Origin of the sequence: Sphingobacterium bambusae (assembly GCF_033955345.1) — a bacterium.
Classification (GTDB): Bacteria; Bacteroidota; Bacteroidia; order Sphingobacteriales; family Sphingobacteriaceae; genus Sphingobacterium; species Sphingobacterium bambusae.
Genome location: NZ_CP138332.1, coordinates 3,446,681 through 3,462,320, shown reverse-complemented (window position 1 = coordinate 3,462,320; position 15,640 = coordinate 3,446,681). Strand labels below are relative to the sequence as shown.

General features: G+C 42.8%; 14 protein-coding genes. 6 read left to right on the top strand and 8 right to left on the bottom strand.

Translation table 11 applies throughout. The features are described from left to right. Positions 1 to 4 precede the first annotated feature (4 nt). Complete coding sequence (locus SCB77_RS14345; RefSeq protein WP_320182699.1) at positions 5 to 3,181, bottom strand: SusC/RagA family TonB-linked outer membrane protein; 3,177 nt, start codon at positions 3,179 to 3,181, stop codon at positions 5 to 7. A 597-nt stretch (positions 3,182 to 3,778) separates the two neighbouring features. Here SCB77_RS14345 and trmD point away from each other — a divergent pair. The 5 genes from trmD (at position 3,779) to trpC (ending at position 7,755) form a co-directional block, all read left to right on the top strand. Continuing rightward, complete coding sequence (gene trmD, locus SCB77_RS14340) at positions 3,779 to 4,456, top strand: tRNA (guanosine(37)-N1)-methyltransferase TrmD (protein WP_320182698.1); 678 nt, start codon at positions 3,779 to 3,781, stop codon at positions 4,454 to 4,456. A 291-nt stretch (positions 4,457 to 4,747) separates the two neighbouring features. Then, on the top strand, positions 4,748 to 6,151 hold the full coding sequence (locus SCB77_RS14335) for an anthranilate synthase component I family protein (RefSeq protein WP_320182697.1): 1,404 nt from the start codon (positions 4,748 to 4,750) through the stop codon (positions 6,149 to 6,151). Continuing rightward, positions 6,148 to 6,357: a hypothetical protein gene (locus SCB77_RS14330; RefSeq protein WP_320182696.1), complete on the top strand. Its 210-nt coding sequence runs from the start codon at positions 6,148 to 6,150 to the stop codon at positions 6,355 to 6,357. The genes SCB77_RS14335 and SCB77_RS14330 overlap by 4 nt, the downstream gene beginning before the upstream one ends. Before the next feature lie 7 nt (positions 6,358 to 6,364). Next, positions 6,365 to 6,940 (top strand): anthranilate synthase component II, encoded by a 576-nt coding sequence (locus SCB77_RS14325; RefSeq protein ID WP_320182695.1) that lies wholly within the window; start codon positions 6,365 to 6,367, stop codon positions 6,938 to 6,940. A gap of 29 nt (positions 6,941 to 6,969) precedes the next feature. Next, the gene (gene trpC / locus SCB77_RS14320) at positions 6,970 to 7,755 is read left to right on the top strand and encodes an indole-3-glycerol phosphate synthase TrpC (RefSeq protein ID WP_320182694.1); all 786 of its coding nucleotides are present in this window, start codon (positions 6,970 to 6,972) and stop codon (positions 7,753 to 7,755) included. A 53-nt stretch (positions 7,756 to 7,808) separates the two neighbouring features. On the opposite strand, the gene SCB77_RS14315 is transcribed toward trpC, so the two are convergent. The 5 genes from SCB77_RS14315 to porK form a co-directional block, all read right to left on the bottom strand. After that, positions 7,809 to 8,675, bottom strand: a complete 867-nt coding sequence (locus SCB77_RS14315) for a cupin-like domain-containing protein (protein WP_320182693.1) — start codon at positions 8,673 to 8,675, stop codon at positions 7,809 to 7,811. A 151-nt stretch (positions 8,676 to 8,826) separates the two neighbouring features. Then, positions 8,827 to 9,864, bottom strand: a complete 1,038-nt coding sequence (gene porN / locus SCB77_RS14310) for a type IX secretion system ring subunit PorN/GldN (RefSeq protein WP_320182692.1) — start codon at positions 9,862 to 9,864, stop codon at positions 8,827 to 8,829. Between the two features lie 19 nt (positions 9,865 to 9,883). Next, positions 9,884 to 11,410, bottom strand: a complete 1,527-nt coding sequence (gene porM / locus SCB77_RS14305; RefSeq protein WP_320182691.1) for a type IX secretion system motor protein PorM/GldM — start codon at positions 11,408 to 11,410, stop codon at positions 9,884 to 9,886. Between the two features lie 45 nt (positions 11,411 to 11,455). Further along, positions 11,456 to 12,100 carry a type IX secretion system motor protein PorL/GldL gene (gene porL, locus SCB77_RS14300; protein ID WP_320182690.1) on the bottom strand — a complete coding sequence of 215 codons (645 nt, stop codon included), beginning with the start codon at positions 12,098 to 12,100 and terminating at the stop codon, positions 11,456 to 11,458. A gap of 39 nt (positions 12,101 to 12,139) precedes the next feature. Beyond that, positions 12,140 to 13,429: a T9SS ring complex lipoprotein PorK/GldK gene (gene porK / locus SCB77_RS14295; RefSeq protein ID WP_320182689.1), complete on the bottom strand. Its 1,290-nt coding sequence runs from the start codon at positions 13,427 to 13,429 to the stop codon at positions 12,140 to 12,142. 243 nt (positions 13,430 to 13,672) lie between these two features. Here porK and SCB77_RS14290 point away from each other — a divergent pair, with 243 nt between their 5' ends. After that, entirely contained in the window at positions 13,673 to 13,825 is a 153-nt protein-coding gene (locus SCB77_RS14290) for a hypothetical protein (protein WP_320182688.1), read from the top strand. Positions 13,826 to 13,888: 63 nt separating this feature from the next. On the opposite strand, the gene SCB77_RS14285 is transcribed toward SCB77_RS14290, so the two are convergent. After that, the gene (locus SCB77_RS14285; RefSeq protein WP_320182687.1) at positions 13,889 to 14,656 is read right to left on the bottom strand and encodes a uroporphyrinogen-III synthase; all 768 of its coding nucleotides are present in this window, start codon (positions 14,654 to 14,656) and stop codon (positions 13,889 to 13,891) included. An 11-nt stretch (positions 14,657 to 14,667) separates the two neighbouring features. Then, the gene (locus SCB77_RS14280) at positions 14,668 to 15,591 is read right to left on the bottom strand and encodes a DUF4271 domain-containing protein (RefSeq protein WP_320182686.1); all 924 of its coding nucleotides are present in this window, start codon (positions 15,589 to 15,591) and stop codon (positions 14,668 to 14,670) included. Positions 15,592 to 15,640 lie beyond the last annotated feature (49 nt).

Here is a 15,640-nt window from a genome sequence, read left to right as displayed (position 1 = left end):
TCTCTTAGAATTTAATATTGACACCTAAACCGTAACTAGATGTTCCCGGTAACGAAAAACGTTCAAACGCACCAGACATATTCGTGTTACCTTGCGAAACCTCTGGATCATATCCCTTTAATTCTGACCAAAGGATAATATTTCTAGCAAAAGCATTCAAATCTACCTTAAATTTAGAACCGGAATACACAGGATAGCCTATTGCCACCTCTCTCAATTTAACGAACGATGTGCCAAACACAGAAGATTCGGAGATACCATTTTTAGCATTAAAATATGTAAATGCATCGGCTCCATCAATAAGTATATCATTATCAGCGTATACTCCCGGACTAACTTCTTTCACAGCTGCCTCTTCAAACAAAAACCCCTCACTTGTTCTAAAATCCGCTGACTTTTGCGTCACACCATAGTAGTCAAGAATACCAGCTGTACCGTGATACATCTGTCCACCTTGCTTCCAATCTAAGACCGCAGATAATCTAATTTTTTTGTATTCTAAATTTGTATTAAAGCCAAGTAAAAAATCTGGCGCAACCGTACCTATTACTTTTTCTTCACCAGCTTGTGGTAAGCCGTTTTCGTCGACCACGATTTGGCCTGCATCATTTCTCAAATAAGAAACACCATAAATCACAGGGAATTTAGCTCCGATACCTGCGCGAATTTGCGGTTCAGTAAATCCTCCCAAGAAAATACTTTCGACACCATCCGCTAATTCGTCCACGTAATTATCAATTTTTGAGAAATTAAATCCAAACGTCCACTTGAATTCCTCTCCTCTAAATGGAGAAACATTTAGGGTTAACTCATGCGCATTAGTATGAATACGTCCACCATTCGTCATGAGGCTTGTGTACCCGGATGATCCCCCTAATGGTACTTGAAAAATTTGATCTTTCACGTTCTGTCTAGAAAATGTATAGTTCAAATCAATTAAACCATTATAAAACGTCAAATCTGTTCCGATTTCATAAGACTGCGTATTCTGTGGTCTCAAATTCGGATCATAAAGGATATCGTATGGAGTGAAAGCAACCGTGGACCCAATAGGATAAATAATTGGGGTGCCGCTGGAAAACCCGCCTCCATAGGTAGGTGTAGCGTAATAAGATTCGTAATAATCGCCGGCTTGACCTACTTCAGCATAAGAAGCACGCAACTTACCAAACGTTAAAATACTATTTCTAACGCTCTCAAGTTCTGTAAAAACAAAACCGGCGGAAATAGATGGATAATAGAAAGATCTGTTCCCCCTCGGCATAGAAGAAACAATATCATTACGACCCGTTGCGTTTAAAAACAACATATTTCTAAATGCAAGAGATAGATTGGCAAACGTACCAAAAGTACGGGTATCTCTCAAACTTTGGCTAGCGGTATAGGTAGACGCATTATTGATATTATTATATCCTGCAAAATTAAAATTAGCTCCATAGGCATAATCTTGTCTACGATTTCTATTAACAATTTCGTTACCGATCAAAGCATCGAACACTAAATCGTCGTTAATTTCCCAATTATACATGGCCGTTCCCAAGGAGTTCAATTCCGTCACAGAATAGTGGTAATTTTCGACAGAACCTCGTCCGTTTGCATGGCCGTATCCCCAAAGATCGGTGTAATTTGACGTATATGAATCGACACCTAATTGGTATTTCAATGTTAACTTTTGGTTGTCAGCAAGCTGCGTAGAATATTGGGTATAACCACTTCCAAAAAAACGTTGAGTCGCTTCAGAGAAAACGTTGTTGTCGACAGCCCAATAAGCTCCGTCGAAACCCGTTGTTCCGCGATAAGTATTCTGCGTAAAAGGATCTCCTTCTATGTGTGATGGTATTCCTTTAAGGTCATAGGATGCTGGAGCGCCATAAAGCGTAGCTATAATACCATTGTTCGCACCGGTTTGCTTAGTAATTTTAGAGTTCACGTAATTCCCTGAAAATCCTGTCTTCCACTTATCTGAAAGATTAACTTCAGATGCCAATTTTGCCGTATAACGATCTAAACCAGTAGAAGGAACAATTCCATTTGCATTTGTAGAACCTAAGGACAAGGTATAGCTACCAATATCGAAACCTTGAATCACGTTCAAAGAGTTATTATAAGTAGTTCCTACATCAAAAAACTCTTTTGCATTGTCATAGGACTGGGGAGTAGCCCAAGGATCAAGACCTGCCAAAGCACGTTGCCTAACGTAGTACTGACCAGGTTTTAGACCAAATTGATCAGTGTAGGCATTTTGAGTTTCGCCACCATAGGTAGGATCTTTACTTAAATCACTAATAAGCGGTCCCCATGACGTGGAAGCTGTAGGATTAAATCCTCCATTTACACCTTGAGCATAGGTATTTTGGAAATCTGGAAGTACGGCTACTTTATCAAAAGACACATTGGAATTATAGGTGATTTGTGCCTTACCTTTTCCAGCACCTTTACCACTTTTAGTTGTGATAATGATAACCCCATTGGTCGCACGCATACCATACAAAGCCGAGGCAGCCTGACCTTTTAGGATATTTATGCTTTCAATATCATTTGGATCGATATCCAAGCCACGCGATGAATAATCAGAGCCTGTGACAGAGTTACCGGTAGAAACATCAGAAGTAGATGATATAGGCATGCCATCGACTACATATAAAGGCGTATTATTTCCAGTAAATGATCGAGATCCACGAATAGTAATTTTCGCAGACGCTCCTGGCATACCAGAAGAAGGAGTTACCTCCACGCCAGAAACCTTACCTTGAATAGCAGTTGCTAAGTTGCTATTTGCAGCTTGTGTCAACTTGTCAGCCTTCACTTCCTGAGTCGCATAACTAAGTGCTCTCTTTTCTTTCGAGATACCAAGTGCAGTTACAACGACCTCGTCCAATGCCTCGGATTCATTCACCAACTCAACATTTACTACGCTTTGCGCGCCAACTAAAATTCTTTGGCTAACATAGCCTATATAGCTAAAAGATAAAGTAGCACCATCTGCTACAGAGATTGAATAACTTCCGTCCGAATTTGTCTGTGTAGCTGACGATGTTCCAACGATGGCCACAGAAACACCGCCGACAGGCGCCCCATCTGTCGAGGATGTAACCCTACCACTCACCTGCCGATTCTGTGCGAAAGCAAATCCAATCAGGCAGGTCCACACAAAAATAAAACTGAGTAATTTTTGTTTCATATAAAATTAGTGTTTAGTTATTAATTTCAATATATCTCTGTTATTAATCTCAATAATAAGAAAAAAAATATTGAATGTTAAAAGCCGTTAAAACATTTGTTAAATTATGTTAAAACGGATGACAAAGATAAAACCTACAAGTTGTTATTGCAAGTTTTGAAATATAAAACCAACTTTTCGATGAAAAAAGCAATATTTTAGTAGATATCAGAAAAAGAAAGCAACAGACAAAAGTTGATAATTCGAAATTAAAAAGAACTTTAATCCGAATATTATTCTAAATAAACACCAATTAAAGAAACATTACAGACTATTTAGAATCATTTCAATCTAATACAAATAAATAAATACTGTATAGATTTTTTGTAACAACCATTAGCAACAAATGAAAACTAATTGCTGTAATAAAAGCTCATAAACTACAGTCTATCAAAACATTGGAAGTAAAAAATAAACAAAACAAGTATTTTAACCTAAAAACTAGGTAAAAATACCTACAATAATTTTAGATGTATCTTTAAAAAAACGGGTAAACAGCTTCGTATAAAATCCCAAACACATTTCCTCTGAACTCCCATTATCTTTCTATCTTTGGATATGCGTTTCGACATCATTACCGTATTACCTGGACTACTGGAAAGTCCCTTTGCACACTCTATCCTACAGCGTGCACAAAAAAAGGATCTTGTAGATATTCACGTGCATAACCTGCGTGAGTATGCCAATAACAAACATAAATCCGTAGACGATTATCCCTATGGCGGTGGATCGGGTATGGTTATGCAGATTGAGCCCTTTGCGGCCTGTATCGAAAAATTGCAGAGTGAACGCAAGTATGACGAAGTTATCTACATGACGCCGGATGGCGCCACGCTCAACCAACAGATTGCGAACGAGCTGTCGTCGGTGGAGAATATTATTATTCTTTGTGGACATTATAAAGGAATAGACCAACGCATCCGGGATATCTTTGTTACAAAAGAAATATCCATTGGCGATTATGTACTTTCTGGTGGCGAGCTTCCGGCAGCGATTTTGGTGGATGCCATCGCGCGGTTGATTCCGGGCGTGCTGTCCGACGAGACATCGGCCTTATCCGACTCCTTTCAGGACGGTTTGTTGGATGCCCCTATCTATACGCGCCCAGCGGAATGGCGTGGGCATAAGGTACCCGATATCTTGCTTAGCGGGCACGAAGGGAAAATTGCTGCATGGCGCGACGAACAACAGTTGGAACGCACCAAACAACGTCGCCCGGATTTGCTGAATGACTAACATTTGCCAAGAATCGTTGTTTTTTTTTCAAATAAAATTTGATAAACAAAAAATAATGATAAATTTGCGGTGTACAAATGACAACAAGAAACTTACATACAAACTGGTGGTGGCTCGAAGCAAATAGCGTCGGGACTTAATTTGGTATGTTATAAAATATTCATAATCAACCAAAACCATTGTGAAGATCAAGCCCGACGTTTAAATGTCGGGCTTTTTTTTTGCCGGTCGATTTTCTTGCAACAGGACACAAAAAATTATTTTAGAACGTTTACTTTTGATCGTGAAAATATGCACTACAAACTGACAACAAACCACAAGCAGCTGCTGGCCGATACGACAACGCCGGTAAGCATCTACTTGCGTCTGCGGGACATCTTCCCGAACAGCCTTCTTCTAGAGAGCTCGGAATACCAAAGCCGCGACAATAACATCAGTTATATCTGTTGTGATCCCATTGCTGGCATAACTTTGAACAAAGAACAGTTGCGCATCGCCTACCCTAAGCAGGAGATAACCATCAAAGATGCTTCCGCGATCAACCTGCGCGAAGAGGTATCCTTTTTTCGTCAGCAGTTCTCCCAAACAACCATTCCAGGGGTCAACGTGATATCCTCCGGACTGTTTGGATACTTTACCTTCGACGCCATTGCACATTTCGAGGACATCAGCCTGACCTGTGCCACAACTGAAACTCGCGACATCCCGTATATGCAATATCATGTATACCGTTACGTCATCGCGATAGATCATTTCAGAAACCAACTGTACATTTTTGAAAACCTATTGGATGAGGAGCCTTCCCAATTGGACCGGATGGAATACCTGATCCAGAACAAGAACTTCCCCGAATACCAATTTAAGCGGCAGGGCGGCGAGACCTCCAACATGTCTGACGAAGCGTTCAAACTACTCGTAGAAAAAATGAAGACCCACATACAACGTGGTGACGTCTTCCAAATCGTACCATCGCGCGCCTTCTCTACGCCTTTTTCCGGCGACGAATTCAACGTATACCGCGCCTTACGATCCGTCAACCCATCTCCTTATCTCTTCTATTTTGATTACGGCGACTTCAAGTTGTTCGGCTCATCACCCGAGGCGCAATTGACGATCAAGAAAAAAGAAGCTACTATTTACCCGATTGCCGGTACTTTCAAAAGAACCGGAGATATGGAAGAGGACGAAAAGATTGCAGAAGCGTTGAAAAACGATCCAAAAGAATCTGCCGAACACGTTATGCTGGTTGATCTTGCACGCAACGACCTGAGCAGACACTGTACGCAGGTGCAGGTAAAATCTTACAAAGAGGCGCAATACTACTCGCACATTATACATTTGGTATCCAAGGTATCTGGTAAGCTCAATGCCGACGCGAACCCTTTTGATGTCGTGGGCGACACCTATCCGGCAGGAACACTTTCGGGCGCTCCAAAACACATGGCGCTCACGCTTATAGACCGATACGAAGGCTTGCAGCGATCTTTCTATTCGGGCGCGCTCGGTTACATGGGATTTAACGGCGATTTCAACCATGCCATCATGATCCGGTCCTTCTTGAGCAAACGCAATATGCTCCACTACCAAGCCGGAGCCGGTATTGTACTGGACTCAGACCCCGAAAAGGAACTGCAGGAAGTTAACAACAAAATTGCGGCACTACGCCGGGCACTCGAAATAGCCGAAACACTATGATCAGGCCTTTAATATACTGTGAGACACGCGCTCACTTCAAAACCTCGATCGAAACGATCGACATCCGCATTCAAGAGCTGCTTGATCTTCGCCAGCAATACCTTGCGGCACAAGAAGCAAACATAGCTTTAGCAGACTTCAACGTTAAACAAAAGCAAGATCTCGAATCAATCGAGGCTAGCTATAAACAAACGCAATCAGCATAAAACGGTTATGAGCAACAATAAAATATTGGTAATAGACAATTACGATTCCTTCACGTACAACTTGGTGCATCTCCTGCAAGAGCTTGACCAAGACTATATCGTTTGGAGAAACGACAAATTCAAGCTGGAAGAGGTGGCCGACTACGATCAGATCTTGCTTTCTCCCGGCCCCGGCATACCAAAAGAAGCTGGGCTGCTGATGGATGTCATCCGCACCTATGGAGCTTCCAAAAGCATATTGGGCATCTGTCTAGGCCAACAGGCCATCGCCGAAGTGTATGGCGGAACGCTCTACAATATGCCGAAACCTTTGCACGGGGTAGCTACTAACATCCAAGTGACGGACACTGGGGAAAAGCTGTTCCAGGATTTCCCCAGCGACTCCAAAATAGGACGGTACCATTCCTGGGCCGTCACTGCCGCCACGCTTCCATCCTGCCTAAAGGTAACCGCCGTTGACGACCAAGGCGTGATCATGGCGCTGTCTCATGTGGAACATGATGTGCGGGGCATGCAGTTCCATCCGGAATCCATACTAACGACAAACGGAAAAAAGCTAATTGAAAATTGGCTACGTAAATAATTATAGACCTTTAATTCTCAGAACAAGAAATGACCATACTTGATAAAATTGTCGAAAAAAAAGCTATCGAGGTTGCTACCGCAAAAGCCAAGGTTCCCTTGGAAGAGCTGCAGCAATATCCGCTTTTTAGTCGCAGCTGCCATCCACTTAAAGATTCCATACTGCATCCCGAGCGCACGGGTATTATCGCTGAATTTAAGCGAGCATCACCATCAAAAGGGGTCATCAATGCAAGCTCGACCGTGGAAGAGGTCGTGCTTGCCTACCAGCAAGCTGGGGCCTCCGCTATATCCGTGCTAACCGATGCCGATTTCTTCCAAGGATCGTTGGAAGACCTCACGGCAGCCAGAAAGGTACTCGACATACCACTTTTAAGAAAGGAATTCATTGTAGATCGTTATCAGATTGCCGAAGCAAAAGCTTACGGTGCGGATATTATCCTGCTGATTGCGGCCTGTCTATCGACCGATACGATCAAGGATTTTGCTGTCTATGCAAAATCTCTGGGACTCAACATTCTTTTGGAAGTACACAACGAAGAGGAGCTTTTACTCAACATCATTCCAGAGATCGATGCTATTGGAGTCAATAACCGAAATCTAAAAGACTTCTCCGTCGATCTTCAACATTCCTATGGTTTGGTCAACAAAATTCCGGATAACTACATTAAAGTATCTGAAAGTGGTATCTCTGACCCCAATACGATTAAGCTCCTGAAATCCGCAGGTTTCAACAGCTTTCTCATTGGAGAAAATTTCATGAAAACAAGCGATCCAGCGAAAGCCATCCATGATTTTGTCGCTGCTTTATCCTAGCAATCGGCAAATGTACAAGTAATAAAAAAGGGATCTTCACGATCCCTTTTTTATTAACTTCTTTTACGAATTCCGCGCTGCGCTCTTTTCTTCGCAACTTCGATCTTGTAATCCAACCATTTTTGCTTAAAGATTTTCCGCATGGTGTCATCGAAATGCCTCGTGATAAATAGGTTTCTTGCACCCTTGATTTTTTCGCTTAACGAATTTGCCAAAGCACGCACGGAAATGGAATATCCCTCCGTTTCGTACTGGATGTAGTGCCACCACCCAGCTGGCATATATAATGTATCGCCAGGATGGATCAAAGCTTCGTAACCATCCAACAATTTCAGCCCTGGATATTTCTCGGGATCACTGGTTTTAAGGTTTGCGATACTATGGAAATTGTACGGTAATTTGTACATCAAGTCCGACTGATCGTTTGGAAAAACCCAAATACGCTTGGTTCCCTGAAACTGTGATATGAAGACATGTGACATGTCAATATCGAAGTGGTTACGTGTTGCCGATCCCTCGCCGCCAAAAAACATATAAGGCAACCATTGCAAAACCTTCCCTCCGGTTACGTCGTTGTAAATGACATCCTTCTTCAGCTCCGGCCTAATTTTCAGCAGATTAAACAAAAACAAACGAAGCTCTGTCGGTTCTAAGCTGATCTTATCCAGATATTCACCAAAGCTCATCCGCCCAATGGGTGGACTTGCAGCATGGTTTTGGGACTCTTCTTCTCTCCCATAAATGTCTACGATCTCATTACCAGCTATTTCCTTGAAATAATCGTAATTCCACTTCTTCCAACAAGCACTATCTTTACTTATAAAGTCCTTGATAATGACAGGTTGACCTTTGTTCAGATAATCCCGAACAAATTCAGCGGGTGCGACTCCTGATATACTATCTACTGGTTTTAGTTTCACGCGTTCTTTTTTACTTATCGTCTATGCACAAACTTAAAAAAAAAAAAAATTTATCGAAAGAACAAATTTCACACTATTTTTAACCTTTCTAAATAGGTGCAATTTAACAGATATTCCTTTCACTAGCAATGACTGCTATCACCTTCTTTCGTTAATAAGACCACAAATCCTGTTCGTAGTCCATCAGCGATTTTTTTATGCGTTCCGACTCGTAGAGACGCTCCACACCATCATTTAGGTAATCTTTTATGCGAAGATCCTCCGGATTGGATTCCTTGACAATGTAACTGGCAAACATGCGTTTAATAAAGACATCGTCGTAGCTGAGTCCTGTTGCATCATTGCTACGGTTAACGACCTCTTTGTTGACCAGAATATGCCTTGCTTCCGGAAAATAGATCCAGAACGCCGGTGTGGGGTCAACCTGTGGCACAAAGGTGTTATTCACTAACGGTGTAGGCACGTTAGGGCTAGCCTCCGCATCACCTGTATTGTTCTCTTGTACGGGTGGCACAGCAAAAGGATCGAAAGGATCTGCATTCGTCGGCTGCCCCGCGACAGCATCGACCGGCTGTAACCCCACGTTACTATCCATTCCCGGTATTTGCGGCACAATTAAAGGCGCGATACCAACTATACGCGGCTCAAAAACAGAGCGTTGTTTATCGAAAATCCAATCTTCTTTGATCCGAAATTTAATCACATTATCTCCACTGAAACTTTTCGATTCGTAACGTGAAGATACCACCTCGTTGTTCTCGTTAAATTCTTCGACCAACACGCTGTCTCCACCGAAACGAGCCATCACCTGATCAGCAGGAAGCACATTCTTAAAACTATCTCCGTTAGGATCATTTTCCGTTGGTGTGGGATCGTATGCCGTTAGTTCACCCTTCATTACGGCATCAATAATAATATCGATCAGTTTAGACTTCGGCGATGCAAACGCTTTATTCATCTTCTCGCGCAAATCGATCTCCCGCCATACCCGCTTGGAATAGGCGATATCGGTTTGTCGGATATTCGCATAAGGAATAACCTTCCGGTTTTCCATATCGGTTTTCTTAACATATCCATCCACCGGTTCCTCTGCGTGAATCGGCTTTGTACTGTTCGAAAGATTCTCTTGTTGCCCAAATGCTACAAAAGAATACGCTACAGCGATCAATGAAACTGCAATTTTCTTCATTTCACCAAATTTTTTCAGTCTAATTCGTTACTTGGAACGTGATCGGATCCAAGTTTTGAGCAACACCATCGGGGCCTACCCCAACAATATCGTATATCATGACCACTGATCCAGCCGTCACACCGCCCAAACCGGTCTTCATCTGCGCAGAAAACGAGGAGCCAGCAGCTTGATAAGGCCCTATCGGATCAACCCTCGGTTTCGCGATATACATGTTAAATTTCGATATTTTAAATTTAGCATCAAATTCAAAATTGTCCAGGGACGCCGATACCACATTCTGTCCACGCAACTGCGCAGCCGAAATGCGTCCCCCTGTTTTTCCTGCAACACGTGCTGTGGGCTTTGGAATACGTTTGACTCTAAATTTTGAACTTCCTATTTGTTGTGCTTTGCCGTCTACCCGAGCCAAAACATTCACCGTAGCCTCACCAGCATTGCTGACGCGGGCGATATAACGCCCGCCCGCCGTCTTGCTTATAGAGACCCCTGTTCCTGACACATCCAAATTCTCGCTAGCAATACCGGGAGCAGAAACCGATATGGGATTGTCGACACCAATATAAAGCACATTCATCGCATCGGGAGAAACGACTGCCGAAGGCTTTGCCACCTGATAAGTCATGGGCTCGGTTTGATAGGTTTTCACGCTACCATCGGTTTGCTGCACACGTATTGTTCCTTGCCAGGTAAACACTCCCGGCGAACCGGTATTCACTTGATAAAGACCTTGTCCATCACTAACAGGAAGGCTACTTCCGCCAACTGTTATCTGTGGACTTGCTTTCGAATCATAGGCCGTCAAGAATACCTTTGCCGTGTAGGGTTGTCCTTGAATCAGGTAGGATGTCGGCGCCACGGCAACTGCAGCGAATTTGTCAAGGTTCACCACGGCTTGGTCCATCTTCCCAAAAATATGTTTTACCACCGCTGATTCCGCATTTTTTGCATCTGCGTTTATTTTCTCCAATGCGGTGATGGCTGCAGTCAACGGTATACCGTCTCCAAAGTTAGCCTCTTCCCAAGTTTTCTTGATACCAGCCCTTGCAGCAGGGTCATCTGCATCGAGCGTTAGGCCCACCTCATTGTTCGTCAGCTTGAGCAATGCAATCTTCGTTGCCGACACAAGATCGCGTAATTCTTTACCGCGTCCTTCATTGATCATCAGGCGTGCCGATATATCGGTAGATCCGCGGTATTTAACATCGCCGGTTTCCTCATCCATGCCCCCGCCTTCGCTAGTGAGCAGCGTATTGAGTTCTTTCACTTTATTTGTTAATTTCTGCACCAGTGCCTGTGCCTGCTCCGCCTTGTCAAGGATAGGCTGGGCCCGTTCGGGATTCTCCTTCAACTTGGTTTCCCGAAAAGCCAGAAACATGTTGTCGATCCCTGCCTGTGTATTTTGTGTGGACGTGCCTAAACTATTGCCAAGGTTTTTAAAAGCGTCCAAAATAGAATCACTTACATTGAGTGCTACCAAACCCAGCAACACCAAATATAAAATTCCGATCATCCGCTGTCTCGGCGTCTCTTTCTTACCTGCCATAATATGTCTTCATCAATAAATAAGAACAATGAGTAATTCCCAAGGCTACGCGCGATTGGTATTCATCGCCGACAACATGTTACCATAGATCGCATTCAGCGAACTCAGGTTTTTGTTGAACGTGCTTACTTGTTCCTTAAATTGTTGCATATCTGCGGAAGAATCATTGAACGTCTGCAAATCAGCTGCAGCACGCTCGAAAGCATGGCTTAGCTGCGCTGCGCCCGTGGAGGCGGCATTCAGTTTATCAGCAAACTGATTCGTTGCAGCGGCCGTATCAGCCACCTTACCTATCGACGCGACTTTATCACCGAAAGTACGCAGTCCGTCACCAAGATTACCGATTAAATTTTCATCAATTCTAGCATCCTGCAATAGTTTGTCCAGCGCGGCAGTATTACCGACCGCCAGGGGTTGCGCCAAGGCAGGCAATGCAGTCGAGCGTTGTGGCAATTCGCCGCGAAAATCCTCATCCAACTCCGGATAAACCCTTGTCCAATCAGGTTCTGGTTCAGATTGCATAAAGCCCATGATAAAGAATAGCAATGCTTCTACGGCAAGGCCGATTCCGATCATCCACTCTCCTCCCTTGAAATGAAGAATTTTAAACATCAACCCTATAATCACCACCGTTGCTCCCCAGTTGATCAACGTGTTGATACCCAGTTTAAATTTTCTTTTCTTTGCCATGTTTAGTTAGATCTATAAAGTATAAGTTGATTATGATAACTATCGATTCGCCACGCCCACGTAGCGGGTCACCGAGCGAAAACCGATGTAGGATTTAGCTGTATCCTGATACTCATATTGACGAGCTCCGTTTTGCAGAAAGAAACCCACATCTTTCCAAGAACCACCGCGGATCACTTTTCGTTTTAATGTTTCGTGATCGGAAGCCTTCGCATGATAGGTGTAGGTCGGGTTCATATCGTGCACAAAAGAATTTGCGGATTCATTATAACTCGACTGTGTCCATTCGGCGACATTACCGGCCATGTTATATAGTCCAAAATCATTAGGCCAGTAGGAATAAACTGGCGCGGTATAAGCAGCGCCATCATCCATGTAATTTCCACGTCCGGGTTTAAAGTTCGCCATCAGGCACCCTTTGGCGTTACGTGCTGTAGGACCTCCCCAAGGGAACTGCATCCCTACTTTTCCACCACGGGCGGCATATTCCCATTCGGCCTCCGAAGGCAATTGATAAGGTAAACGTTCCATTTGCTTGTTGGAAGCGGCAGCATTGTTGAATAAGCGTGTGCGCCAAGTATTAAATGCCTGTGCTTGTCGCCAGGTTACGCCCACAACGGGGTAGTCGTCAAACGAGGGATGTGAAAAATAACCTTCTACCATGGGTTCATTCTGTGCATAACTGAAATCGTTCAACCAAACGGTGGTATCCGGATAGATCAACATCGTATCGCGCATGATAAACTCCGAGCGGGAGCGGCTACGATCGCCTCGAGCAGCGGTGGCCGCACGAAGGTCGAACCATTCAAAATGATATTTTAACAGGCGTACATCCAGTTCATTCTTACCAAAAATACGATCTTCGCCTTGATAGTACATGCTGGATAAACGATCTCGAACGGCTTGGTCCTTCATGCTCCAAGGCGAATTGCTGTTCACTTTTTTCCAATCGATATATCGCTCATCATTATTACCTTGTACAAAATAACTGTCATCCGCTAAAAAATTGGTAATAAGGATGGAATCACGCACCCAATTTACAAATTGCCGGTATTCGCTATTCGATATCTCTGTGTCATCCATATAAAACGAAGCGATGGTTACTTGCCTGTTTTGGGCGGTTTGCGAAAAAGTAATGTCCTCATCGGATTGGCCCATGATAAATGTGCCACCAGGGATCAAAACCATGCCATGAGGTGTCTTATTTGCTTTCAATTTATTAAGCCTTACACCGACCAATTCACCGGAATTCGTCGGCCCCTTACAGCTAAAAAGCGTTGTCAGGCAAAGAATTAACACAACCAATACGTGGTATCGATGCAATCTCATAGGCGTGTGATGTCTGTTTTTCAGTGTAAAAATCTCCTAAAGATATAAATAAACAATTGATTAGTACAATTCCTTTTTTAGAATTTAAGCGAAGGAAAGTGCATTTTATCAAATTGGAGCCACGAAACGACAACTAAGCTGAAGAGAAATTAGACCGGCGGAGTATCGCGATCCACCCAATGAACGTTTCGCGAGATGTCACACCTTGAGAAGTATTTGATTTTGTTCTCAAAAAAGTGCACTATGAACAAAAAGTATAGCATATCGCAAGAATCATTTTTATTCCATAAGGTATATGATTTTCCGCCGCCACGAACAGCGGTTAAAATCGTAAACGCAGAAAATCTAAATAAAAAACCATTCATCAACGAGCATCACACCTATACCGGTAAGTAATGATCAAAAAAAAAGGGTTGGAAAAACTTCCAACCCTTTCTATATATAGGATTTCACCTGTTTTTACTTATTCACTTGCTTGATGTATTGCTCAACGGCCATCGTCATACTGGGAGCTTCCGGCGTTGGTGCGGGAATATCAAGGATCAAATCATGCTTCAACAACTCTTGCTGGGTAGTTGCTCCAAAAGCAGCGATGCGCGTATTGTTTTGTTTAAAGTCAGGGAAGTTTTCGTACAAAGACTGCACACTTGACGGACTGAAGAACACAATTACGTCATAAAAGACATCTTCCAAATCTTTGATATCACTGATTACCGTACGAAAAAGAACGGCCGGCGTAAAGTTATAGCCATTGTCCTGTAACCATTTTTGGGTTTCTTCATTAGCCACATCAGAACAAGGAAACAGAAATTTTTCTTTGCTATGTTTCTTCAGCACCTCTTCGAGATCTTTGGCAGTTTGCTTACCAAAGAAAATCTTGCGTTTACGGTATTGAATATATTTTTGAAGGTACAGGGCAATGGTTTCCGAGATACAGAAATACTTCATTTCGGCAGACACCTCATAGCGCATTTCCTCACACACGCGAAAGAAATGGTCAACGGCATTTTTACTGGTAAAAATCACGGCAGAAAAATCAGAAAAGTTCACCTTGTCCTTACGAACGTCCCTAGCAGGAACGCCTTCCACGTGGATAAACCCTCTAAAATCTAGTTTCAGGTTATATTTATCCGCCAAGTTAAAATAAGGAGACTTGTCATTTTCAGGTTTTGGCAACGTAACTAAAATGCTCTTTACCTTCTTAGCTCTTGCTACATCTACTTGCATATTCAATTTTTTTAATTGCTCAATGTTTTTACCAATATCAAAATCGGCGCTACTTCGAGTGCGCAAAGATACAGAATTAAATAAAAAACCGAAAACTTAAGATTACCAAAAAGACGGAAAGCTGTCCTCAAAAACCTATAAATAAACAACATAGCCACAACCACGCTAAATAAAATTAACACAAATTTAAAATAGTTCGCCGGTATCAATGTAACAGCCAACAGCATGGGCATGAGAAACAACATGCTATTGAAATAAACAAGATACAAAACCGTCACGTATTCACGGACAACCCGACCGATTTCAAATACAAATGATATAAAGCGAATTAAGATAATTTTTAAAATAAACAGTAAGCCTACAACTGCCGTCGTGCGCAGGTAGTTGTTCCAATTTAGCGCATCATGGTGCAAAAAAGCTGAATCTAGGAGCAAAATGAACAAGCCCAAAGCCAAGCTAAAAATCAAGTAAAGCAGAATGTATGGCCAAGAGGTGAGCATATTATCTTCCTTGCTAATTTGCTGCAGGGTACGTTCGCTGTAGTAGGCCTGCACAATCATAGCAAAGTCGCCCGGAAAAAGCAAACGAACAATACCGACCGCCAGAAACAATCCAAAAACACTAAGCAAAACCCAAGTAGGACGCCCAGATTTTTCCATGCCCTGTACACTCGCCAAAGCGCCTTTTTCTTTGCCAAAAGCCAAGCTTTTCTCTAAACTGACACTACGCAATTCAATTTCAGCAAGAAAGCGCTGTAGCAATTCATGGGGCCTATCTTCAGGCGGATAAACATAGTTGAAGGTATCCAGATGAAGCTCATTGGCCGCTATACTATCTACTACGATTTTCCTATCGACTGAATCTACCTGGCAAACGCCGAGCAGCGAAACCACACAAAATAGACTACTGAATACGATACGTTTCAACCAATACATGTAAAAATTTTGCTTACTTTGCCGTAAAGTTAGGATAATATTATCAAGC